Annotated in this window: 14 protein-coding genes and 1 tRNA gene; 7 read left to right on the forward strand and 8 right to left on the reverse strand. The window is 61.6% G+C overall.

Annotated features, from left to right (window positions below; translation table 11 throughout):
* On the reverse strand, positions 1-1,876 hold a 1,876-nt coding region (locus VEC01_RS03610; RefSeq protein ID WP_324898848.1), incomplete at its 3' end, for an AAA family ATPase.
* A 301-nt stretch (positions 1,877-2,177) separates the two neighbouring features.
* Entirely contained in the window at positions 2,178-3,191 is a 1,014-nt protein-coding gene (locus tag VEC01_RS03615) for a site-specific integrase (RefSeq protein ID WP_324898850.1), read from the reverse strand.
* An 87-nt stretch (positions 3,192-3,278) separates the two neighbouring features.
* On the opposite strand from VEC01_RS03615, the gene VEC01_RS03620 reads away from it, so the two are divergent.
* A tRNA-Val gene (locus VEC01_RS03620) sits at positions 3,279-3,353 on the forward strand.
* Between the two features lie 285 nt (positions 3,354-3,638).
* On the opposite strand, the gene VEC01_RS03625 is transcribed toward VEC01_RS03620, so the two are convergent.
* Both VEC01_RS03625 and VEC01_RS03630 read right to left on the reverse strand, forming a co-directional pair.
* A complete protein-coding gene (locus VEC01_RS03625; RefSeq protein ID WP_324898852.1) occupies positions 3,639-3,824 on the reverse strand; it encodes a hypothetical protein in 186 nt (61 codons plus the stop codon).
* Between the two features lie 207 nt (positions 3,825-4,031).
* Positions 4,032-4,217 (reverse strand): hypothetical protein, encoded by a 186-nt coding sequence (locus VEC01_RS03630; protein ID WP_324898854.1) that lies wholly within the window; start codon positions 4,215-4,217, stop codon positions 4,032-4,034.
* A 279-nt stretch (positions 4,218-4,496) separates the two neighbouring features.
* Here VEC01_RS03630 and VEC01_RS03635 point away from each other — a divergent pair, with 279 nt between their 5' ends.
* The 5 genes from VEC01_RS03635 (at position 4,497) to VEC01_RS03655 (ending at position 13,668) form a co-directional block, all read left to right on the forward strand.
* Positions 4,497-6,209 carry a diguanylate cyclase gene (locus tag VEC01_RS03635; RefSeq protein ID WP_324898856.1) on the forward strand — a complete coding sequence of 571 codons (1,713 nt, stop codon included), beginning with the start codon at positions 4,497-4,499 and terminating at the stop codon, positions 6,207-6,209.
* A 114-nt stretch (positions 6,210-6,323) separates the two neighbouring features.
* The gene (locus VEC01_RS03640) at positions 6,324-6,641 is read left to right on the forward strand and encodes a hypothetical protein (protein ID WP_324898858.1); all 318 of its coding nucleotides are present in this window, start codon (positions 6,324-6,326) and stop codon (positions 6,639-6,641) included.
* 279 nt (positions 6,642-6,920) lie between these two features.
* Complete coding sequence (locus VEC01_RS03645; RefSeq protein WP_324898860.1) at positions 6,921-8,123, forward strand: ChaN family lipoprotein; 1,203 nt, start codon at positions 6,921-6,923, stop codon at positions 8,121-8,123.
* Complete coding sequence (locus tag VEC01_RS03650; protein WP_324898862.1) at positions 8,120-10,162, forward strand: M1 family metallopeptidase; 2,043 nt, start codon at positions 8,120-8,122, stop codon at positions 10,160-10,162. Before VEC01_RS03645 ends, VEC01_RS03650 begins: the two co-directional genes overlap by 4 nt.
* Before the next feature lie 281 nt (positions 10,163-10,443).
* On the forward strand, positions 10,444-13,668 hold the full coding sequence (locus VEC01_RS03655) for a PAS domain S-box protein (RefSeq protein ID WP_324898863.1): 3,225 nt from the start codon (positions 10,444-10,446) through the stop codon (positions 13,666-13,668).
* Here VEC01_RS03655 and VEC01_RS03660 read toward each other — a convergent pair.
* The 4 genes from VEC01_RS03660 to VEC01_RS03675 form a co-directional block, all read right to left on the reverse strand.
* Positions 13,665-16,652 carry a sensor domain-containing protein gene (locus VEC01_RS03660; protein ID WP_324898865.1) on the reverse strand — a complete coding sequence of 996 codons (2,988 nt, stop codon included), beginning with the start codon at positions 16,650-16,652 and terminating at the stop codon, positions 13,665-13,667. The genes VEC01_RS03655 and VEC01_RS03660 overlap by 4 nt on opposite strands.
* Before the next feature lie 134 nt (positions 16,653-16,786).
* Positions 16,787-19,342: a sensor domain-containing protein gene (locus VEC01_RS03665; RefSeq protein WP_324898867.1), complete on the reverse strand. Its 2,556-nt coding sequence runs from the start codon at positions 19,340-19,342 to the stop codon at positions 16,787-16,789.
* A 328-nt stretch (positions 19,343-19,670) separates the two neighbouring features.
* Positions 19,671-19,934 carry a hypothetical protein gene (locus VEC01_RS03670; RefSeq protein WP_324898869.1) on the reverse strand — a complete coding sequence of 88 codons (264 nt, stop codon included), beginning with the start codon at positions 19,932-19,934 and terminating at the stop codon, positions 19,671-19,673.
* A gap of 364 nt (positions 19,935-20,298) precedes the next feature.
* A complete protein-coding gene (locus VEC01_RS03675; RefSeq protein ID WP_414691412.1) occupies positions 20,299-22,503 on the reverse strand; it encodes a YgiQ family radical SAM protein in 2,205 nt (734 codons plus the stop codon).
* Positions 22,504-22,744: 241 nt separating this feature from the next.
* Here VEC01_RS03675 and VEC01_RS03680 point away from each other — a divergent pair, with 241 nt between their 5' ends.
* Positions 22,745-23,077, forward strand: a complete 333-nt coding sequence (locus tag VEC01_RS03680; RefSeq protein WP_324898870.1) for a hypothetical protein — start codon at positions 22,745-22,747, stop codon at positions 23,075-23,077.
* Positions 23,078-23,133: the final 56 nt, after the last annotated feature.

The raw sequence follows: 23,133 nt of genomic DNA on the forward strand, positions 1-23,133 counted from the left end.
TTTTCTGCTTCGCTCGTCGCCGAAGTTCGTGCTCATGCCCCGCCGCGGTCTTATAGAGATCAACCATTGCGTCTTGTTGGCTTGCCCTTGTAAAACGTAGTGCGAGACGTTTGGAAAATCTGTGAGCTAGAATCCGACCGGATTTTCCATCAATGCCCTCGTCTGCGTCGTATTTCTTGTATAAGTCTTCGCCGGCATCGCCAGAGAAACTAAAGAGCTTTTGAAATTGCAGTGTGTCAAAAACGATAAACCCAAAATCGTGAGCGTTCTCCCCAACGGGGATTCGCTGATCTTCAACAATCAACAAAAAACCGTCATTCTTGATCAGTTCCATCAATCTGGAGTCTGGACCAAGTTCTTGAATCCAGTCTTCTGGATGAATTTCATGGAGAACGTTGCACATGATTGCTATGTCAACTGAACCCCACCGGGTAATGACGTCGGAAATGCTCGTAAAGAATCGGTTCTTGACCTCATCAGGGCCGTACACCGCTTCGATTTCCCTTTTGCATGCAGCGTTACTGTTGCCTTCAATATCGAAGGCAATGTAGTCAACGAGATCGAGCCTGCCTGCCTCTCGTAGGGCAGCAAGCAGCCTTCCTTGCCCCGCTCCATAATCAAGGACACGAATCTTCGCACCCGTTGCAGTGTCGTCAAGAGCTCCAACCATTTGCGTTTGCTGCTTATCCCTAGTCGTTGGTGCTACTGTCGTTGGGTCTAATAAGCATTGAGCTGCGTAGCGATTTGCTGCCAGCTTGGCAGGGAGGTCGGTAAAGTCGCGTAGTGTGGCAATTTCCCCTTCGTTCCCGATCAGGCCAGTTAAGACTATTTCGGGTTTTCTGCCTGCATGCGAGACGGTACCGTCTTTCATATACCAAATACATGCTGGATCAAGAGAGGATAGCTTCGCGATAAGTGGTACCGAGTGCGTAGAAATCCATACTTGTCCAGTAGTGACTTCGGTCAGCAAGACATCGATAACTTGGTTTAATACCGCAGGATGCAAATGATTTTCTGGTTCGTCCAAAAATACCAGGGCGTTGGCGAGATCTGTTTTCTGCGCGTGTAACTGAACCGCAAGCTTTAGGAGAACTTTTTGTCCATCACTTAAGGCGTTAGAAAAATCTTGTCGTCCAAAGATGGCAACATGATCGTCGCGATCAATTGTAAGTTTCGCGTGCTCTCCGAGGAGCGATCCCACCAATTCCTCTAACGCAGCGCCGGCCTGGACGGCGGCTTTGTCTTCCTCCATCCCTACTCCTTCCAAAAGAGCGAGCTTAGAGTTTCGTGCGGCGCGCAAGACAACGCGCAAATAGCTGGGAACTGTTACACTGGTATCGCCTGCGCCAACTTTCCGGCACAGGTCAGCGTTATTAGTTAATGCCCGAGGAGTGAACGTTTCAGCATCTTGTAGAATTGGCGCAGCCGGTACAAAGAATACAGGCGGCGCACCTATCGCTGGCGGGGCGGTTGTAATCCATTGCCAATGGAGAATTTGCGAATTTAAGGCGACAATTTCGGCTCGCGCTTTGTCTACACTCTCTTGAACGCTTTCCATTGCCGAGAGCATGGCGTCATTATTGGGAGCATTTTTTAATCCCTTTTGGTACTCCAATATCGACGCTTCCCAGTTTTCGATGTTTCTTTCTACGGTCTTAAGCCGTTCTCGAATTCGGTCCGTTGAGCCAATTTTGCGTAAGTAATTGCAAAAGCCGCTGATAATCTTAAGCAGTCGTGTCTTCCCCGCGCCATTAGCACCTGCTAAGACCACGACCTTACCTAAGCGAGGCATGTGTAACGCTGAAGTTATTCCAAGATCATCGCCGGTAACTGCTGTACATCCACGTTCCGGAATAGAAATGTCAGTGATTCGCATCGAAAGTCTTCCAGCCTAAATGCCAAGGTATCGCAAAAAATTGAAATACTTAAAGTACATTGACGAAAAAGGTAAATGCGCTAAGAGAAGAGATGTTACCGCTTGGTAATTTTCAAGGCAAATTTGCACCTCCTTCTTGAAAAACCCTTAATCGCCGCTGCGCAGATTCTGGGGGCTTACTATCTGCGCTCGCATCCTATACAGAAAGTTACATCTAGTAGTGGGATGCCTTTGCCTCAAGCCGTCGTTCACCGTGGCGAGACGCAAACGTCTTCGAGTACGTGAAGTGCCTAAACGCCTGTTATACAAGTTTAAGTGCGAGTGCTTCGGGTCTCGGGTGATAATAGCGTTGCAGCATTCGTAAATCCTTATGCCCCGTTATCGCAGCCAGTTCAATTACGTTTGGCAATTTCTCTGAGAGGCGGGAAGTGGCTTCATGTCTTAGCGTGTGGAAAACAACTCTTGTGAGCTTAGCGCGGCAACATGCTCGGGAAAATGCTTTCTTTACAGCGTCTGACGTAATCGGGAAAACCCGCCCACTAAGCGACCTGGGCAGTCCATCGAGTACCTTGACCGCTTCGGTAGACAATGGGACGGTACGCGCGTCACCATTTTTTGTTTGCTTTAGATGCGCAACCCGACGCTGCAGGTCGACATCCTCCCACCCTAAGCCGAGCATTTCCCCGCGTCGCATCGCGGTCTCAAGTGCAAACTGCACTAAGGGCTTCATCCAGGCATTCTGCGGGCCGCAGAACCGACCGTCAGCCGTGCGCGGAGCAACCTCCAGCGCTTGCAGCAGCCGTTCTTCCTCGGCCGGATCAATTCGTCTGTTGCGCGGTGGTCCTGATCTTGGGCGTTTGATGAGGGTAACGGGATTGTTTGGGAGAGCGATGCCCCATTCCTTGATTGCGGTGTTGATGACTGCCGAGATGATATTGAGTTCTCGATTGACTGTAGAGCCAGAAACCTGCTTGAGCCGCTCGTCCCGCCATGTAGCGATAATTTTGCTATTTAGATTTGCCATGCTGCGGTTGGCGAGGTCTGACAGCATCAGCGCCCGAATGCGAACGGATTCAGTTTCGCGTCCCCGCTTGCCCGGCACCACTTCTTGGAGATAGCGCTGAAGGACTTCGCCGAAGAGGGCGCGCTCGGCTTCGGTACGGTCAATGAAACAGCCGCGGTCCATCTCAGATTCGATCTGTCGTGTCCACTTTTCCGCATCCTTGCGGCTACTAAAGGTTTTCTCGGCGTCCGGATGGCCGCGACGCCGCACGCGCGCCTGCCACTTTCCATTGCGACAACGAATCGAAGCCATATTCCACTCCATTGGGTCAGGAGTGGGTCACAGCGTCAAAAAAGGGGAGGTCGGATCGGCTGTAAACCCGCGCTGGCGCACCTTCTCGGACGGTTAGCTCAGGGGTAGAGCACTGCCTTCACACGGCAGGGGTCACTGGTTCAATCCCAGTACCGTCCACCAGACATACAAAAGCCTGCGTACGCGCAGGCTTTTTTCATTATTGCCCCCCGCAGGCGTATCGCCCAGGGCGGGTTCTCATTTGCAGTGGCAGTCCGGACACCCTTGTGTGGCTGACCTCGAACACGATCCGCCGCGACTTCATTGTGGGCTGAATATTACTCGTCACGCTGGCGACAGACTCTCACCGTGCTGCGGACCACCCTTGGGCGGGAGCAAGGGCAATGACGGAAACATCCGTCAACGTTCGCCGGCTCGGAACTTACGAGGTAACGTTCGCGCCGACCTTTAATGCCGCCGGCTGCGTCGCCCCCACGCCGACGCCCATAGCAGCGCGCGCCGCCATTCTTCGTCACTCAGGGCATAGTTCATGCGCCGGTAGGCGGCATGCATGCGCTGCGTCGCATACGTCTTGCGCGGCATGGCGATCGAGCGGTGCGTTGCGGTTTGCATGGTGCGGACGACGGCGCGCATGTGATGAAAACCCCATGCTATTGAGGTTCTGCTGGGAATTCCTTGATCCAGGATAGGAAAAGCAGCCGGGAGGATCGCTGTAGCGCAGGCATTCGTGCAAAAAATTGCCGGTGGCGCGCACCTGCAACGTCAGGCTTTCGCAGCCGGCGCAAGAAGAAAAAGGATGCGCCGGGACAGTTCCCATGCGGCTTCACGCAGGATTGCCTTTCAGGCAAACGGCGTGGCGAGGATTGCTTCGAGTTTGCTGCGCGCTTCCGCCCGAAGGGCGGGGAGGGTCTTGCTGGCGAGTCCGGCTGATCTGGCGAGCTCAAGCAGATTCTTGCTTGGCGCCTCGTTCCCCCATGCCAGCTCGTCGCGGCAGGTCGCTTCAATCGCCGCCAATCGTAGTCTCATTCCAACCCTCGATGTTTTCGGTCCGCTCGTGCAGTCACGAAAAAAAGAACCCGCGCCAGCGGCGCGGGTAATACCCGTTAAGGTACTTACACAAGCGTAATGAGTATAGCGTGAATAAGCTCTGGCAACATTGATACAAGGCAACTTTTCATAAGTTGTCACCTTGCTTTCTCTTAGAGTGAATCGCCTAACCGAACGCGAAGGAAGTGTCTGTTGCCGCACGGAAATTCCGATATCATTCTTCCTTACGTTTCCTCAATCCGGCTCGCTATGCCCCACATGACGTCATTGCAACGCGTACTCGTCGTGCCGTTTGTCCTGCTGGTCCTGGCACTGGCGGGCGTCATCTATTGGGCGTCGTTTCGCTCAGGCGACAATGCCGGGCGCGAGTTTTCGCAGACGGTCCTGCTGAACATGGTCGACCGCGTGACCCACCAGACTGAAAGCCATCTGGCCGGCGCGCGCACGGCGCTCAACACAGTGGTCCCGAACGCGGTCTATTCCCCGGCCGACCGGACGACGAGCCCGATCGGTCTCGTCACCGATCCGGAGGCGCTCGAGCATCAGCTGTGGATCGCCACCGGCCTCTTCCCGGCCGTCAATAACTATGTCTATTTCGGCGGTACCGACGGCAGCTTCGTCGGCATCAATCGAAACCTGGACCGGATCGAACTGCGGCTGCGCCAACCGCAAAGCAGCGAACGGCAGGTGTTCAGCGTGGCCGCGCCCGGCAAGCGTCTCGGGCTCCTGCGGACCGACGATTACGACCCGCGTACCCGTCCGTGGTACAAGACCGCGGTGCTCAACGGGCGCGAGAGCTGGTCCGCCGTCTATACCGATTTCACCACCCGCGAGCCGACATTCACGCTGTCCAAGCCGGCATACGGACCCGACCTGAACCTGATCGGGGTTGCCGCCACCGACCTGTCGCTGAGCCAGTTGACCGACTTCTTCAAGTCGCTGTCGGTAAGCCGCAACGGTATCGCATTCATTGTCGAGCGCTCGGGCGACATCATCGCCACCTCGACCAGCGAATTGCCGTACCGGGTCGAGAACAATGCGCTGGTCCGCCTGCCGGCGACGCAAAGCAGCTCGCTGCTGCTGCGGCAAGCCTACCATCAGGTAATGGCATGGCAGAAGAACGGCGATAGCCTGGAGACCCCGGTCTCGCGCGAGTTCGAGAGCGAACTCGGCGTGGTTCAGGTCGGCGCGACGCTGTTGCGCGATCCCGCCGGGCTGGAATGGGTCACCATCGTTGCGATTCCGCGCTCGGATTTCATCGGCAGCGTATCGACCGTGTTTTACCAAAGCCTGGCGGTCGGCTTCCTCGCGGTATTGCTCTTGCTGGCGATCGGCTGGACCTTATTGCACTGGGTGTTGCGTGATATCCGCAAGCTGACGCTGGCAGCGGAGAGTATCGGCCTCGGGCGGCCGCTGGAACCGCTCGATATCCGCCGCACCGACGAAATCGGCCTGCTCGCGAAAAGCCTGCAGGAAATGGAGCGCAACCTGCGTACCGACAAGCTGACCGGTGTACTGAACCGGGAATCGCTGATCGCGCAGATCGAGTTCCGGCGCCGCACCGCGACCGAATTCCTGCCGCTGCGCTTCGCGCTGCTGTTTGTCGACCTCGATTATTTCAAGCAGGTCAACGACGAGCACGGCCATGACGCGGGCGACCGGGTGCTGATGACGGTGGCTGCGAGACTGAAGGGGGCGCTGCGCTCCGACGACGAGGTGGCGCGCTTCGGCGGTGATGAATTCGTGGTCTACCTGCACGGCATGAACTCGGTCGAGGATGTCGAGGCGGTGCGCGCGAAGCTGCTGGACGTGATCCGCGCACCGGTCGAGTTGCGGCGGGATGTCTACGGCAGGGTGGATGCATCGATCGGCTGGGCGCAATACCCGTCAGACGGGCTTGACGTCGACACCTTGATGAAGGTGGCCGATGTGCGGATGTTCGAACGGAAGAAGGCGCGAGTGGCGGGCTGAACGATGCCATTTTGATGAAATAAATTTGTAAGCAATTGTCAGCAGGTCGGCGAAATCCCTGGATGCAACGTTATACGCCTTGTATTCCCCAGTTGCTCCAGGACCATTATGAAAATGCAAACCGAATTCGCAGCCGATCTGACCGTCCAATCCTTCGCCTACGTGGCGAGCCAGCTGGCCCGCGCCGCAGCCGGCCGTACTCCCTCCGGGCAGTATGAGCAGATCCTGGGCGAGGCAGAGAAACACCGTTCCGTGCTGCGCCTGATGCGGCGTGACATGCTCGAAGTGGCGGAACAGTCCCTGCGCCGGCAATCGTTGAGCAAGTCGGACTGCCAGCGGCTGCGCGAATTGGCCGCCCGGGCGATTGCCGAGGCGGAGCAGGCGATCGACACGATCGTTGCGCAATACGCGCCGCACAGGATGGCGGCGTAAGGTCGGCCCGCTGCCGGCTGGCCGGCTCCGGCGGCGCCGGTCGCTGCTTCCTCCTGCTCTTGCCCGGTCGCCAAGTCCGCAGGCGTTACGCCTGCTTGCGGCCCTTTCCCGCTTTGTTTCCCTCCCCGCTGGGCCGTCCGGCCCTGGCGCTGATCCTCTTTCGTTGATGCAGGTGAAGAAGCGTTCACCTTGCCGGGTGCGGAACCGGCCGGTTTTCTTGTGGACGTTTACACTACTTCGGTGTCTGAACACGGCAGCCATGAATACCGGAAATTCCCTATGCCCATCCTGAACATGAAGACCTCCACCTTCTCCGCCGCCGCGCTCGCCGGCCTCCTCGCGTTGGCAGCGCAGTCCGCGCACGCCGCATCCTGCCTGGCGGCGGGCGCCTGGTCCTCGCTCGAACAGCGCTCGCCCGCGGCGGTGCCTGCTTCGACGCTGATCGCGGACATGGCCCGGCGCGACGTTGTCCTGCTTGGTGAATTCCATGACGAGGACGACCATCACCGCTGGCAGGTGCACACCCTCGCTTCCTTGCATGTGGTGCGGCCGAACATGGTGATCGGCTTCGAGATGTTTCCGCGCCGGGTGCAGCCGGTACTGGACCGCTGGGTGGCCGGCGAACTGACGCTCAAGCAGTTTCTCGAGCAGGCCGAATGGGAAAAGGTCTGGAACACGCCGCCGGATCTGTATATCCCGCTGTTCCAGTTCGCCCGCATCAACCGCATTCCGATGATCGCGCTCAATGTCGATAACGCGCTGAACAAGGCGGTGCGCGAAAAAGGCTGGGACCAGGTGCCGGAGGCGCAGCGCGAGGGCGTCGGCCGGCCGGCGGCGCCGCCGGAAGCCTACCGCGACTACCTGTTCGACGTGTACCGCATGCACGCAGGCGCGCACGGGCCGAAAGGCGGCAAGCCGGCCAAGTCCGACGCCGGGTTTCGTCATTTCGTCGAATCCCAAACCACCTGGGACCGTGCGATGGCCGAGGCGCTGGCAAAACCGCTGCGCGCAGCGCAGGGCGCGGACAAGCCGCTCGCCGTCGCCATCCTGGGCGCCGCGCATGCACAATACGGCTACGGCGTGCCGCACCAGCTGCGTGACCTGGGCGTAAAGGACAGCGGCATCCTGGTGGCGATGCCGGCCGACACCGAATGCAAGGAGCTGCGCCCCGGCATGGCAAACGCGGTCTTCGGCTTGCCGCTGCAAGTGGCGGAAAAGCCGGAACCGCCGCGGCTGGGCGTGCGGCTCGAGGAAAACGACGGCGGTGTGCGCCTTACCGAAGTGACGGCGGGCAGCCTGGCGGAACGGACCGGGCTGAAGGCCGGCGACCGGCTGCTGGAAATCGGCGGTGTCGCCGCGCTGAAATCGGCGCAGGTGGTGAAGGCAGTGCGCAACCAGCCGCCGGGCAGCTGGCTGCCGGTACGGATCAAGCGCGGCGACGAGAGCCTGGACATGGTGATCAAGTTTCCGGTGAAGTCATGAGGGCAGTGCCCGGCCTTCGTGTTGCACGGCTGGCGCTGGCGGCGCTGCTCGCACTGGCCAGTACGCTGGCCGCCGCGGCCGGCGCGCCGCGCCTCGACCTGCAGGTCGAGCTCGATCCGGCGACGCGCAGCCTGCGCGCCCGCGCGGAACTGGTGCCGGCGGAATCGGATTTCCGCTTTGCGCTGCACGAGTCCCTGTCGGTATCGGCGGCGTCGGCCGGCGGGAAGAGCGTGAAGGTGACACCCGCCGGGCGCGATGGCGCGATACGCGAGTGGCGGGTGACCGTGCCGGCCGGCGCGGCCACGCTGCGCCTCGAGTATCAGGGAACCTTGCCGGCGCTGGACCGTGGCCTCGATCATCGCGGCGTGCTGCGTGCGATGCCGCCGATGGCGTCGCCGGAAGGCAGTTTCCTTCCCGCGGGCGGCGCCTGGTATCCGCAGCCCGCGCCACTGTTCGCCTACAAGCTGGATGTCACGGTGCCGGCAAGCCAGCGCGCCGTCGCGCCGGGGCGGCTGGCGGCCGAGCAGCTTCCTGCGGGGGGCGGCGACAGATACCGCGCAAGCTTCGAATTCGACCAGCCGGCAGACGGCATCGACCTGATGGCCGGCCCCTGGGTTGTGCGCGAACGGACGGTGCCGCGGGCAGGGGCACAGCCGCTGCGCCTGCGCACCTACTTCACGCCCGAACTGGATGCCACGCCGGAGCTTGCCGATGCGTATCTCGACGACACACGCCGCTATATCGAACTGTATTCCGGGCAGATCGGCGCTTATCCGTTCGCCGGCTTCTCGGTGGTGGCCAGCCCCTTGCCGACCGGCTTCGGGATGCCGACGCTGACCTACCTCGGCGCCGACGTGATCCGGCTGCCGTTCATCCGCGCCACCTCGCTCGGGCATGAGGTGCTGCACAACTGGTGGGGCAATGGCGTCTATGTGGATTATGCAAGCGGAAACTGGAGCGAAGGGCTGACCACCTTCATGGCGGATTACGCGTACAAGGAGCAGGAGTCGGCGGATGCGGCGCGCGAGATGCGGCTGGGCTGGCTGCGCGACTTTGCCGCCGTGCCGGCAGGAGAACATGCGCCGCTCGCCGCATTCCGCTCGCGCACCCACGGTGCCGCGGCAGCGGTTGGCTACGGCAAGTCCGCGATGCTGTTCTTCATGCTGCGCGACCTCATCGGCGAACAATCCTTCCGCCAGGGCATCCGCGCGTTCTGGGACAGCAATCGCTTCCGGCGCGCCGGCTGGGACGACTTGCGCGAGGCGTTCGAGCAGGCGTCGGGACGGCCGTTGAAGGGCTTCTTCTCGCAATGGCTGGGGCGCGCCGGCGGGCCGGCGCCGGTGCTGAAGTCAGCGCGTGTGGCGCGCGATGCGGGTGCGCCGCGCCTGCTGCTGGAACTGGAGCAGGCGGCGCCGCCGTATGCATTGCACCTGCCGATCGAGCTGGTGTATCCGGGCCGGACCGAAACGCGCTGGGTGGACCTTGCGCGCGCGCAGGAGACGCTGCGCATCGACGCCGAGCCGCCGACAGGCGTGCGGCTCGATCCGGAACTGCGTGTGTGGCGCGTGCTGGAGCGCGACCAGTTGCCCCCCATCCTGCGCCAGTGGTACATCGCCAGCGCTGCGCAGGTAGCGTTTGCATCGGATTCGCCGGAGGTAAGGGAGGCCGGCGCCGCGCTCGCGCAGCGCCTGTTCGAAGCGCCGCCGCGCAACGTTCCGCTCGATGCCGCGCTCTCGGCCGCGGCGCCTGTGATGCTGGTCGGGCTGCATGCCGATGTCGATGCCGCGCTGGCGCGCGCCGGACTCGCGCCGCGGCCCGCTAACATCGCCGGCAAAGGCAGCGCCCAGGTGTGGACCGTCGAACGGCAGGGGATGCCGGTTGCGGTGATTTCGGCCGCCAGTGCCGACGCGCTCAGGGCGCTGATGCGTCCATTGCCGCATTACGGCGCGCAGAGCTGGCTGGTGTTCGACGGCAGCCGCGCGACTGGCAAGGGCGTGTGGGGTGCACGCGTCAAGACGGTACCGGTCGAGCAGCGTTAGCAGCAGGCACCGGGCCACGCGGCATTCGAAATCCAGACTCACCGGGACGCCTAAGAATACGGGAGCGTTCCTCCCCCCGATATAGCTGCCTGACGGAAATACTATTTTTATCCTGCGAGAACCACGCCGGGCCGAAAAGAGTCTCACGGTATCGCCAAGCGTTTAACCGTAACTTCTCAAAGGCTATTTCGATGAAGCAAGGTAGTGCTGATTCACGTCCGGGGCGAGAACCAGATAATGGGGGGATTTACGGCGATGCGGCCTTGTCGTTCGCGACGTCCTTGCTCGAAAACAGTAACGATCTGATTGCCGCGGTCGACAGCGAACTGCGCCTCATCGCGCTGAATGCGCCGTTCCGCCGGGAATTCGAACTGGTATTCGGAAAGCCGCTGGAATCGGGCGATCGGCTCGACGAGATGCTGGCGCATCTCACCCATGACCGCGACAAGGCGCGAAGCTTGTGCCGGCGGGCGCTGGCGGGAGAGTCGTTCCGCGTGGTCGAGGAATTTGGCGACGAGCAACTGCTGCGCAAAAGTTACGAGCTTGCTTTCAGCCCGATCTTCGATACACATCATCAGCCCATCTTTGCCGCGATCGTCGTCCGTGACCTCACAATGCTGCGGATGTCCGAACAGCGTTTCGGTGCGCTGCTGGAAGCGGCGCCCGACGCCACTATCATCATGGGACCGCATGGCAAGATCGATCTTGCCAACGCGCATGCGGAACGCATGTTCGGCTACGAGCGCCACCAGATGCTCGGCCTGCCGGTTGAAAAGCTGATTCCCAAGCGTTTCCATGCGCGCCACATTTCGCACCGGCACCGCTTCGCGCGACGCGCCGCCGCGCGTCCCATGGGCAGCGGGCGCAGCGACTTGCTGGGTTTGCGGGCAGACGGCAGCGAGTTTCCGGTGGAGATCAGCCTCAATCCGCTCGACGTTGCCGGTGAACGCATGGTGGTCGCCGCAATCCGCGACATGACGCTGCGCCAGCAGACGGAAGACCAGTTGCGGGCCCTGTCTATCGAACTCGAACGGCGGGTGACGGAGCGGACCTCCGAACTGGAGCAGGCCAGCAAGAACCTGCGGGCCACCTTCGAGCAGGCGTCGGTAGGCATTGCGCATGTTTCTCCCATGGGGCGCTGGTTGCGGGTTAACCAGACCCTGTGCAACATCGTCGGCTACACCAGCGAGGAGCTGTCGACCCTGACGTTTCAAGACATCACCCATCCGGACGACCTCGACGCCGACCTCGGGCTGATGTACCGCTTGCTGAACGGAGACATTCCTTCCTACGCGCTCGACAAACGTTACCTGGACAAGGACGGCGAGATCGTCTGGATCAACCTGAACGTGTCCCTCGTCCGTGACAACGCCGGCGCGCCCCAATATTTCATCGCGGTGGTCAAGGACATCGACGCGCGCAAGCGTGCGGAAGCGGAGCTGCAGAAACACAAGGAGAGGCTGGAACTGGCGATTACCGCTACCGGGCTCGGCTTGTTTGACTATTCTCCGCCGACTGGCCGGGCCGACTGGAGTCCCGAGCTGAAAGCGCATTTCGGGCTGTCGACGGATGCGCAGGCGGACTACGATGTTTTCTTGCAGGGCGTCCATGAAGAAGACCGGCAGCGTGCGGCGGCAGCGCTGCAGGCGGCGATGCGCGGCGTTGCCGGCGGGCGTTTTCATATCGACTATCGGACCGTCGGTCTGGAGGATGCCAGGGAACGGTGGATCGAAGCGCGCGGGAGGGTGTTTTTCGACGAGAAGGGCAAGCCGGTGCGCTGCATCGGCTCGACGCTCGACGTGACCGAGAAAAAACTTGCGGAAGTGGCGTTGCAGGAGCGGGAACGCGAATTGCGGATCATCTTCGACGCCAACCCGGTCGGTACCGTGACCAGAACGGTGACCGGAGAGGTGCTCGAAGCGAACTCCGCCTATCTGCGCATCATCGGCCGCACGCGGGAGGAACTGCTCGCGCGCCGCCTCCGCTGGGACGACCTGACACCCCCGGAATACCTGGGGCACGACCGCAGGGCAATGAACGAAGCGCTGCGGCGGGGCGTGTCAGGTCAATACGAGAAGGAATACCTGCGCGCCGACGGCACGCGAGTCCCGGTCCTGTTTGCCTGCGCCGCCACCGGAAAGGACAACGAACTGGTTGCGTTCGTGCTCGACATCAGCGAACGCAAGCGTGCCGAGGAGCGCATCCGCCAGGCGGCGCTGCACGACCCGCTGACCGGACTGCCCAACCGCGCCTTGCTGTTCGATTACGCCAAGCACGTGTTCGGCCGCGCGCGCCGAGAAGGAACGCACAGCGGCATCCTGTTCATCGACCTCGACCGTTTCAAGCCGATCAACGACAACCATGGCCACGAGGTGGGGGACGAGGTGCTCAAGGAAGTGGCCGGGCGCATCAGCTGCGCGATCCGCGCCGAGGACATGGTTTTCCGGCTGGGAGGGGACGAATTCCTGGTCCTGCTGCCGGAAATCGACGACGACGCCAACGCCGGGGATGTTGCGCGCCACATGGCCGAGTGCGTGAACCAGCCATACAAGGTGGGCGGGCTGGAACTATCGCTCTCGACATCGGTGGGCATCAGCATTTTTCCGCGGGACGGAGACGATATCGATACCCTGATCAACCATGCGGATGCCGCGATGTACCAGGCCAAGCAGGCGGGCCGCAACAATGTGCAGTTCTATTCGAAGGAGCTGGCGGCGCGCTCGCAACTGCAGACGCGGATCGAGCAGCAGCTCAAGGCGGCCCTGAACCAGAATACCTTCCAGCTGTTTTACCAGCCGGTGGTCGACATGCGTAGCGCGCGCCTTATCGGTGTCGAGGCCCTGCTGCGCTGGTCGCACGACGACATCGGCCCGGACCAGTTCGTCCCGATCGCCGAGGCGACAGGGCAGATCAACAGCGTCGGCGAGTGGGTGATCGCCGAGGCGTGCCGGCAGCACAAGGCATGGTGCGAACAGGGGCTGCCGCCTATTCCGATCGCGGTGAACGTGTCCGCGGTTCAGCTGCGCAACAAGGATTTCGCCGAGCAGTTCGCGCTGATGCTCGGCGAATATGCGGTCGACGCCGCCGCGTTGCAGGTGGAAGTCACCGAGACGGCGCTGATGGAAAATCTCGAGCGCGCCATCGATGTGCTCGCGCAGCTGAGGGGGCTGGGCGTGACGATCGCTCTCGACGACTTCGGCACCGGTTACTCCAGCCTGAACTACCTGTCGCGCCTGCCGATCAACAAGATCAAGGTCGACAAGTCCTTCGTGCAGCGCATCGAGCATGACAAGGCAAGCCGGGCGATCACGGAAGCGGTGATCGCGCTGGGCCGTTCATTGAAACTGGAAGTGGTGGCCGAAGGCATCGAGTCGGAAGAGGCGCTGCAATACCTGCGCCTGCATGGCTGCAGCCAGGCGCAGGGCTACCATGTATGCAAGCCGGTGGCGCCGGATGCGTTCGAGAGCTGGTACCGGCAGAACGGCGCCGCCTCACAGGTGCACTAGTGAAAACCAGAGGCACTGCGCCTCGCGCCGGGCAGCGACGGCTTCTGTTCGCGGTACCACGCCTCGAAGGCGTCGCCCGGCATCGGCCGGCCGAGATAAAACCCCTGTGCCTGCCCGCACCCGTGCGACGAGACGTAATCGAGCAGCCTGGCTGTTTCGATTCCTTCGGCGACGATTTCCAGGTTCAGTGTTCGGCCGATCGCGATCATCGCATCCGTCACCGCCTGGCTGGCGACATCGTTCTCCAGGCGGGATACAAACGACTTGTCGATCTTGATCTTGTCCAGCGGCAGTCGGGCAAGGTAGGCCAGGCTGGAATGACCGGTGCCGAAATCGTCAAGCAGGACCTTCACGCCGAGGCGCTTGAGATGGGTTAACACGGCGACTGCGTGGTCGATGTCGTCCATCATCGTGGTTTCGGTCAGCTCCAGCTGCAGCGCATTGGCGTTGATGCCATGCTCCCCGGTGACCCTGCTGAAGCGCTCCACGAAGTCCTTGTCGCGGAATTCCACCACCGATACGTTGACCGCCACCGGAATCGCCGGCAGGCCATGGTGCAGCCATGTCTTGTGCTGACGTGCAGCTTCTTCCAGCAGCCAGCGCCCGATGGGGTTGATCATGCCGGTGGCCTCGGCGACCGGTACGAAGCGGTCCGGCCCGATATCCGCATGTCGCCAGCGAAGCAACGCCTCGACGCTGACCACTTCGCCGCTTGCGACATCGACCACCGGCTGGTAGCAGAGGTAGAAGGTTTCGCCGCGCAGGGCTGCCTTCAGCTGCTGTTCGATTGCGAGCTGCTGGCGGGTGCCGGCGGCAAACTCCGGAGAAAAGAACTGGTAATTGTTGCGGCCTGACTGCTTTGCCTGGTACATCGCCATGTCGGCATGGCTGACCAGGGTGTCGATGTCGGTTCCGTCCTCTGGGAAGATGCTGATGCCGATCGAGGCGGAGACCGATAGCGCAAGGTCGCCGATGTGATAGGGTTCGTTGATCCGGTCGATCACATGACGCGCGACCTCGGCGGCGAAGGCCGGATTGCGGATATCCTGCAGCAGGATGACGAATTCGTCGCCCCCGAGGCGGATCACGACGTCGGCGGCGCGCAAGCCCCGCGACAGGCGCGTCGCCGCCGCCCGCAGCACCGCGTCGCCTGCTTCATGGCCGTGCGTGTCGTTGATCGGCTTGAAGCGGTCGAGGTCGAGAAACAGCACCGCCGCATGCTGGTTGGTGCGCTTGTTGTACGAGAGCATGTGGGTCGCATACTCGAACAGCATCGTCCGGTTTGGCAAGCCGGTCAGCGGGTCATGCAGGGAAGCGTGCCGCAGTTTTTCCTCGGTCTGCTTGCGGCTGGTAATGTCGCTGACGATGCCCTGCATTCGGGCAGCCTTGCCGTCAGCGATGCGTACGCTGCCATGCACGGCAATCCAGTGCAGCGTCCCGTCGGGCCAGATCACCCGGCACTCATAATGCCAGTCCTTGAGCCTGCCGGCGCCATCCTCGATCACCGCCTGGACCCTGTGCCGGTCTTCCGGATGCACATGCTGCAGGAATTTCTCGACACTCCAGTCGGGCACCGGTTCCGTATAACCGAAGCAACGATCGTGGAGCAGCGAGTGGTACACCTCGCCTGTCGCAAGGTCGACGTCCCAGTCGCCGAGGCCGGCGGATTCCAGGGTGAACCGCAGGCGTGCCGCGGTTTCCCTGAGCGATGCCTCGGCGGCAATCCTGTCGGTCACATCCATTTGCGCGACCACGCCGCCCGCCAGCCTGCCGTCGTGATCGCGTATCGGCGCGCCGCTGTTGATGATGATCCGCCGCACGGGCGGCATGTCGAAGGTCTCGATTTCGATCAGGTCGCGTGGCGCTTCCTCGCCGCGCAGCACGCGCGACATGGTCCATTCGTCCGCCGCGAGCCGGCGGCCCTGCCGTTCCGACCCGTCGGCCCACCACCCTTTCCATTCGCGGTACTCTCCCGCGCTGTGTGACCACGGATGGTGGCCCCATAGCAAGCGGTTCGCTGCGTTGGCGTTGACCAATCCCCCTGTCGCATCGGCAACGACGATTGCAACCGGTGTCGCCTCCAGTACTGCGTTGAGCCGGTTGCGCTCCGCCTCTGCCTGGCGGGCCGCTTCCAGTGCCTGCTGTTCGCTGTGGCACAACTCCTCCTCGGCGCGCTTCTCATCGGTGACGTCCCGAAACAGCACCGCGACGCGATGCGCCCGCGGCTCGTCCACCCGGTACGCGTGAATGTCATACCATCGCTGCAGGGCTTTCGATTCTTCGCGCAGGCGCAGCGGGACTCCGGTCCTTGCCACCTCGCCGAACAACCCGATCCAGCGCCTGTCGTAATCCGGCCTGAGCTGCCGGATCCGCTTGCCCACGGCATCCTGGAGGCCGGTTTGTCTTTCGAATACCGGGTTGGTTTCGCAGAATTGATAGTCGATCGGCGCGCCGTGCCCGTCGAATATTATTTCAACGATGCAAAATCCCTCGGTAATCGATTCAAACAGACTCCGATAGCGCGCTTCGCTTTTCCTCAATGCCATTTCCGCGCGTATCTGGTCGGTAATATCGGATGTGGTATGCGAAATGCAAAGCAATCGGCCGTTTTTGTCGAAGACCGGCGCGTTGACGGCACTCCAGTAGCGCTCCTCGAAGCGTACTTCTCCATCTGTTGTGACGATCCGGATCGGGTAGCGCTGCGCCGGCATCACTTGCGGTTTGCCGGTCGCAATCGCCTGGGCGATAGAACTGCGCAGGGCGGAAACCCCGGTGTCGCCCGGATCAGCCGGATTTTCTGGAAAGACGTCGAACAGGCGGCGCCCGACCAGGTCTTCGCGTGGCCTGGTCGATGCATGCACAAAAGCATCGTTCACGGAAAGAATGATGGCGTCCGCCGTAGGCGACAGCAGGCAGTTGCCGACTGGCGCATTCAGGAAGACTGCCTCGTACAGCGGCAGGGAGGGCATCGGATGGTGGTCCATCAGGCTGGTCGATGAAAGGGCAGGAACACGTTGCGGCTGCCGGCGTGCCCGCCGTGCATGCCGCCCCGTCCACGGTGGTAAGAGACCGGAACGGGTGGACATGTTCCTTTTGGATCATAGCTTCTATGAAAGCGTCAGGATGCCCGGCACCAGGAAGCGAAGGCATCCGGCGGCAGTGGCTTGCTGAACAGAAAGCCTTGCGCTTCGTCGCAGCCGAAATCGCGAAGCGTGTTCATCGATTCCTCCGACTCGATGCCTTCGCCGACGACCTTCAGGTGGAGCGTGCGGCCAAGGGCGATAATCGCTTCCGTTACCGAGCGGCTGCGCGCGCTGCTTTCCATTTTTCCGACGAACGAGCGGTCGATCTTTAGTTTATCGAGGGGAAGACTGCTGAGGTCGCTCAGGCTGCAATAGCCGGTACCGAAATCGTCCAGGGAAACGCGCACCCCCATGCTCCGCAAATCGCGCAGCTTTGCCATGGTTTCCTGAACGTTGTCCATGACCGTGCTTTCGGTAAGCTCGATCTGCAGGTAAGCGGGATCGATGCCGGCGTCCCGGATCGCATCGGCGACGACCGATGTGAATGCCGGCTGCCGGAATTGTGTCGCGGAGACATTGATGGAGATCGTGATCGACGGCAGGCCGGCAGCCTTCCATGCCTGATGCTGCTGGCAAGCCTCGCGGATCACCCATTCGCCCATGCGGTTGATCAAGCCGGCCTTCTCGGCGATCGGAATGAATTCCGCGGGACTGAGCAGCGCGCCGTCTGCCGCCGGCATGCGGATAAGCGCTTCCGCCGCTTCCAGGCGCCTGCTGCGGATATCCACGATGGGCTGGTAGTGGAGGGTGAACCGGTTATCGTCGACGCAGCGCTTCAATTGCGTCTCAAGCTGCAACGTGCCGTTCGCATGGTCATTCAGGCAGGGCTCGTAGAACTTGAATGTATTGCGGCCGGCTTTTTTCGCCGCGTACATCGCCAGGTCCGCGCTGCGGATCAGTTCCTCCAGGTTCTTGCCGTGTTCCGGGAACAAGCTGATCCCGATCGACGGCGAAACGACGAGCTGCAGTTCGCCGAATGCCACCGGCCGCTCGATCGCGGCGATGATGTGCCGGGCGACGGTTGCCGGGTCGTGCGGAGAGTCCACGTTCGGAAGGACGACGATGAACTCGTCGCCGCCCAAGCGGCTGACGATGTCTTCCCTGCGGGTGCAGGCTGACAGGCGCTGTGCGACTTCCCGCAGCACCATGTCGCCGGCGTCGTGGCCGTACAGGTCGTTGATCGGCTTGAAGCGGTCAAGGTCGATGAACAGCAGCGCGCCGCCCGTGCGGGAGCGTGTTGCCAGCGCGAGTATGTGTTCGCAGTACTCGTGCAGCAGCGCGCGGTTGGGCAAGCCGGTCAGGCTGTCATGGCGGGCCGCATCCTGGACCTGCTTTTCCGCGCGCTTGCGCTCGGTGATGTCGAGGACCACGCCTTTTACAGCGGCAGCGGCGCCATGCTCGCCGAACACGACGCGCGCCCGGTTTTCGAGCCAGATGGTGTTGCCGTTGTCCGGGCGGACGAAACGAAATTCCGCCTTGAAGCGCGACCTGTCCGGCGTCGCGTGCGCGTGCAGGTCGCGCACGGCCTTTCCGTCGTCCGGGTGGATGGCGCGGAAGATGGCGTCGGTCGCGTCGCTCGCGCAGCCGAGGATGGCGGGGGCGTTGTCGGAAAGCTTGATGCGTCCCGAGGAAAGATCCCAGTCCCAGACGACCATCCGCGCCGCGTGCATCCCTTCGCGCAGCCGGTCCTGGCTTTCGCGCAGTGCGGCCTGCGCCTGGTAGGCTTCGGTGACGTCGTTGATCTGGCAAAAGATTCCCGCAACCGAACCATCCGGTTCGAACAGCGGCTGAAAGAGAAAGTCCAGGTAGACGTCGGCAAGGGGGGCGTTGCGCGCCTGCTGCAGCACGGCCCTCATGCCGCGGCCGACGAACGGCCGCCCGGTCTCGCGCACCTGGTCGAGCAGGGTGTCGAAGCCTTGGCCTGCCACCTCCGGGACCGCATCGAGCAGCGGCTTGCCGATGATGTCGCGGCGTCCTATCAGCTGGAAGTAGGCTTCGTTCGCCAATTCGAACACATGCTCCTTCCCGGTCAGCACGGCAATCGGACTCGGTGCTTTTTCAAACAGCTCGTGCAGCCGCTCGCTGTCGGCCTGTAGCTGCAGGTTTGCCTCGTGCACATTCTGCGCGCGGATAAAGATGCCGCTCTGGGCCGGAACCAGGTCGAGCTCGCCCTCGTGCAAGCCGCGTGCGGCGTCGCGCAGCTGTTCCAGTTCGGTCACATCGATCGGATGCTGCATCACCAGTTCGACCTCGCCCTCGCTGTTGAAGACCGGGGTGTGGGTGATGCTCCAATAACGCTTTTCGAACCCGCCGCCGTCCGCATCCGGGCGCGGAATGTCAAAGCGCAGGAGCGGCATGGTGTCCGGCTTGCCGGTGCGGATCACGCGCTCGAAGGAGGCAATCGACTGCTTCAGGGTCTGCGGATCGGTGGGAAATGCGTCCCAGGCCCAACGCCCGACGATGTCGGCCAGTGCGCGCTTCGTTGATTCGAGATAGGCACGATTCGCGGCGACGATATTCAGGGCTCGGTCAAGTACCAGATAGGGGTTGGGCGAGGCGTCGAACAGCCCGAAATAGTCGAGTGCCGGCAAGCTTGGCGCGGAGGAGGCCGGGGCTGTGTGGCCGGCAATAACAGATAGTGGCGGTTTGCCCATCTCTTGTCGAAACCCGGATTGGTGGGATGCGGTGGGTAGCGCGGCAGCACAATCGCGCCGTCGGGCGATACGCATAGGGAAAATCGCGAGGAAGCATTGCCTACGCCGTCAATGTCATAGACGGGTTTTTGACCGGCGGAGTTTCCGACCGGTTCGGCATAGTTTTTTAACGCGCAGCCAGTAAAGGGGCCACGGAAATAAAAAGGGACGCACCCGGCGTCCCTTTTTATTTTTTCCCGTCTTATGGCGGGGAGAGCGTTCCTGTTTACAGCAGCGAACGGATCGCCCAATAAATCAATGCGATGCTGACGGCCGCCGAGGACGCCATGCATGCCGCGGCCTGGATCTTGTTGTAGTTGAGCTGGGCTTTGGCGCCGCGGGCGATAGGTTGGTTTTGCGTGTTTCTCATGTCTGCCTCGCAATGAATTGGAGCAATCGATACGTTGCCTGCGTTCATTTTATCGAAGTCATGCCGGCGATCAATAGTCTGTTGGGCAACTTTGCCTGAAATTTGCTTGAGATTACTCAAATATATTGCGCGCTGAAAAAAGGTCTATCAAGAGAATTGCCCACATTTCCTGTGATTAAATCTGTGGACAAGCGACCGGAAAAGAACCTAAGGCTTTGATTTGTAAAGGATTTTTTCCTATGATCAAAATCAAGGCGCAACGAAATGCAAGAAGGTGGCTGGTATAGCCGGACGCCGTAATGCAATTCGGGAGGTGAAAAAAAGAAAGCCCGCAGACCTTTCGGTTGCGGGCTAAATCCAATTCAAGAAGAGTTGGAGGAGACGGGATCACTATATCCCAGCCTGTCTCCAATCTCCGCTTTATTGTTGCAATAACAGATATTCACCAGCGGTATATCAGACCAGCAAAACAACCGGCGAGGCCTTACTTGCGGCCGGCCTTTTGTCCCGCCTGCGGGCGTTTCCCCGGCTTGCTGTTGCCTTTGCAGTACTGCGAGGGAACGCCCGCCTCTTTCTGCGGACGCTTCACGATACTGCCCGCCGGTTGCCCCCGCTTCTTGTCCCCCGGTTCGGAAGTGGAGGGCTGATAGCGCGGTACCAGATGGCGCTCGCTGTTGCCGATCAGGTCGGTGCGGCCCATGCGCTGCAGTGCTTCGCGCAGCAGCGGCCAGTTCTCCGGATCGTGGTAGCGCAGGAAGGCCTTGTGCAGGCGCCGGATCTTGCCCGCGCGCGCAGTCTCGACCACTTCCGAGTCGGCCGCTACCTTGTGCAGCGGATTGCGGCGGCCGTGGTACATCGCCGTCGCCATCGCCATCGGCGTGGGCATGAAGGTCTGCACCTGGTCGATCTGGAAATTGTTCTGTTTCAGCCACAGCGCGAGGTGCAGCATGTCTTCGTCTGTGGTGCCGGGGTGGGCCGCAATGAAGTAGGGAATCAGGTACTGTTCCTTGCCGGCCTCGCGCGAATAGCGCTCGAACATCTCCTTGAACTTGTAGTACGCGCCCATGCCGGGCTTCATCATCTTCGACAGCGGCCCATCCTCGGAATGCTCCGGGGCGATCTTCAGCAGGCCGCCGACGTGGTGCGTCACCAGTTCCTTCACATATTCGGGCGAGCGCACCGCGAGGTCGTAGCGAAGGCCGGATCCAATCAGGATCTTCTTCACGCCGGGTATCGCGCGTGCCTTCCGATAGAGCTGCACCAGCTTGCTGTGGTCCGTGTTGAGGTTGACGCAGATGCTCGGATAGACGCACGACAGGCGGCGGCAGGTCTGCTCGATGTTCTTGTCCTTGCAGGCGAGCCGGTACATGTTCGCGGTCGGCCCTCCGAGGTCGGAAATGGTGCCCGTGAAACCCTTCGTCTTGTCGCGGATGTGTTCGATCTCGCGCAGGATGGAAGGCTCGGAACGGCTCTGGATGATGCGGCCTTCGTGCTCCGTGATCGAACAGAAGGTGCAACCGCCGAAGCAGCCGCGCATGATGTTGACCGAAAAGCGGATCATTTCCCACGCGGGTATGCGTGCCTTGCCGTAGGACGGATGCGGCGAACGCGCGTACGGCAGGTCGTAGATGCCGTCCATCTCGTCCATCGCCAGAGGCAGCGGCGGCGGATTCAGCCAGACGTCGCGCTCGCCGTGGGCCTGCACCAGCGCGCGCGCATTGCCGGGGTTGGATTCGAGGTGCAGCATGCGCGACGCATGGGCGTACAGCACCGGGTCGTCCTTCACCGCTTCATAGGCGGGAAGCCTTACCACGGTCTTGTCGCGTTGCAGCTTCATCGCCGCCAGCCGCTCTTCGCGACTGATCACGCGCACCGTCTGCTCGGCCGGTTTCTGTTCGCTGGCGCAGCTTGCCGTCTGCTTGTCTTTTTCCTGATAAGGGTCGGGGAGCGGCTCCACCCGGCCCGGCTTGTCGTAATGGCTCGAATCGACTTCGTTCCAGCCCGCATCCGGCGTCCATCCGCGCGCCACCATGAAGGCGGTGCCGCGCAGGTCCCGGATGGTCTTGATCGATTCCCCGGCGGCCAGCCGATGGGTCAGTGCCACCAGCGCACGCTCGGCGTTGCCAAACAACAGGATATCGGCCTTGGAATCGGGCAGTACCGAACGGCGGACCTTGTCCGACCAGTAGTCGTAATGCGCGATGCGCCGCAGGCTGGCTTCAATGCTGCCCACGACGATACCGGTATCCGGGTAGGCTTCCCGCGCGCGCTGCGCATACACCGTCAGCGCCCGGTCCGGCCGCCTGTTCGGCTCGCCGTTGGCCGTGTACGCATCCTCGGAGCGGATCTTGCGGTCCGAGGTATAGCGGTTGATCATCGAATCCATGTTGCCGGCGGTGATGCCGAAATACAGGTTCGGCTTGCCGAGCGCGCGGAACGCGTCGGCCGAGTGCCAGTCCGGCTGGCTGATGATGCCGACGCGGAAGCCCTGTTTCTCAAGCAGCCGGCCGACCAGCGCCATGCCGAAGCTCGGGTGGTCGATGTAGGCGTCGCCGGTCACGAGGATGACGTCGCAGCTGTCCCAGCCCAGCGCATCCATCTCGGCGCGCGACATCGGCAGGAACGGTGCCGGCGTCGTGTACTCGGGCCGGTAGCGGGGGTAGGAAAACAGGTTTTTCGGGGAATTCATGATGGGGCGGATTGTACAGGAACAGCGCGCCGCCGATGCCGCATGGCGCGGGTCAACCTGCTATGACAGGCGCGGCCGCTGCGAGTTGCGCGACGCGCCGCAAAGCAGTGTCCGCCGGGGGCTATCGGGCCGCGGCGGCGATTTCATTTATCAATACCCCCATGCGCCGGGCGGAACTAGGTTGTCAAGCCATTATCAAAACTTCCCTCACCCCGAGGGGAAACCGCATAGGAGGCATGACATGATGCAGGCAAATGAATTGCAGCAGCGCTTGATGCATGTGGAAAACACGGTGCACGATGCTGCACGCCGTTGCGAGTCGGCCCAGGCCATTCCAATGGATGTCAAGAACTGCATGCAGGAGCTGGACCAGAGGATAGGCCAGGCGCGCAACATGGTGCAGTCGGCGCAGGATGAACAGCAGGTGCGCCAGTGCGTGGACGACCTGGAGCAGCTGGGCGACCGCGCCAAGGATGCATGCGAACAGTCGCAGGGCAATCTCGACGACGAACTGCGCAACGCCATCATGCAGGCGCATCGCGAGCTGTCGGACCTGAAGCACCAGCTGCACTAGGCTCTGCGCGGACCGGATTGGCGCCTGCGCTGCTTTTCGTACCTCTCGTACGCGAG

The sequence above is a fragment of the Noviherbaspirillum sp. genome (assembly GCF_035627455.1).
GTDB lineage: Bacteria > Pseudomonadota > Gammaproteobacteria > Burkholderiales > Burkholderiaceae_D > Noviherbaspirillum.

Bases quoted from the DNA above. Each gene is read 5' to 3' on its own strand.
- VEC01_RS03615 (WP_324898850.1), bottom strand. From the start codon at position 3,191: ATGGCTTCGATTCGTTGTCGCAATGGAAAGTGGCAGGCGCGCGTGCGG.
- VEC01_RS03625 (WP_324898852.1), bottom strand. From the start codon at position 3,824: ATGCGCGCCGTCGTCCGCACCATGCAAACCGCAACGCACCGCTCGATC.
- VEC01_RS03630 (WP_324898854.1), bottom strand. From the start codon at position 4,217: ATGAGACTACGATTGGCGGCGATTGAAGCGACCTGCCGCGACGAGCTG.
- VEC01_RS03635 (WP_324898856.1), top strand. From the start codon at position 4,497: ATGACGTCATTGCAACGCGTACTCGTCGTGCCGTTTGTCCTGCTGGTC.
- VEC01_RS03640 (WP_324898858.1), top strand. From the start codon at position 6,324: ATGCAAACCGAATTCGCAGCCGATCTGACCGTCCAATCCTTCGCCTAC.
- VEC01_RS03645 (WP_324898860.1), top strand. From the start codon at position 6,921: ATGCCCATCCTGAACATGAAGACCTCCACCTTCTCCGCCGCCGCGCTC.
- VEC01_RS03650 (WP_324898862.1), top strand. From the start codon at position 8,120: ATGAGGGCAGTGCCCGGCCTTCGTGTTGCACGGCTGGCGCTGGCGGCG.
- VEC01_RS03660 (WP_324898865.1), bottom strand. From the start codon at position 16,652: ATGGACCACCATCCGATGCCCTCCCTGCCGCTGTACGAGGCAGTCTTC.
- VEC01_RS03675 (WP_414691412.1), bottom strand. From the start codon at position 22,503: ATGAATTCCCCGAAAAACCTGTTTTCCTACCCCCGCTACCGGCCCGAG.
- VEC01_RS03680 (WP_324898870.1), top strand. From the start codon at position 22,745: ATGATGCAGGCAAATGAATTGCAGCAGCGCTTGATGCATGTGGAAAAC.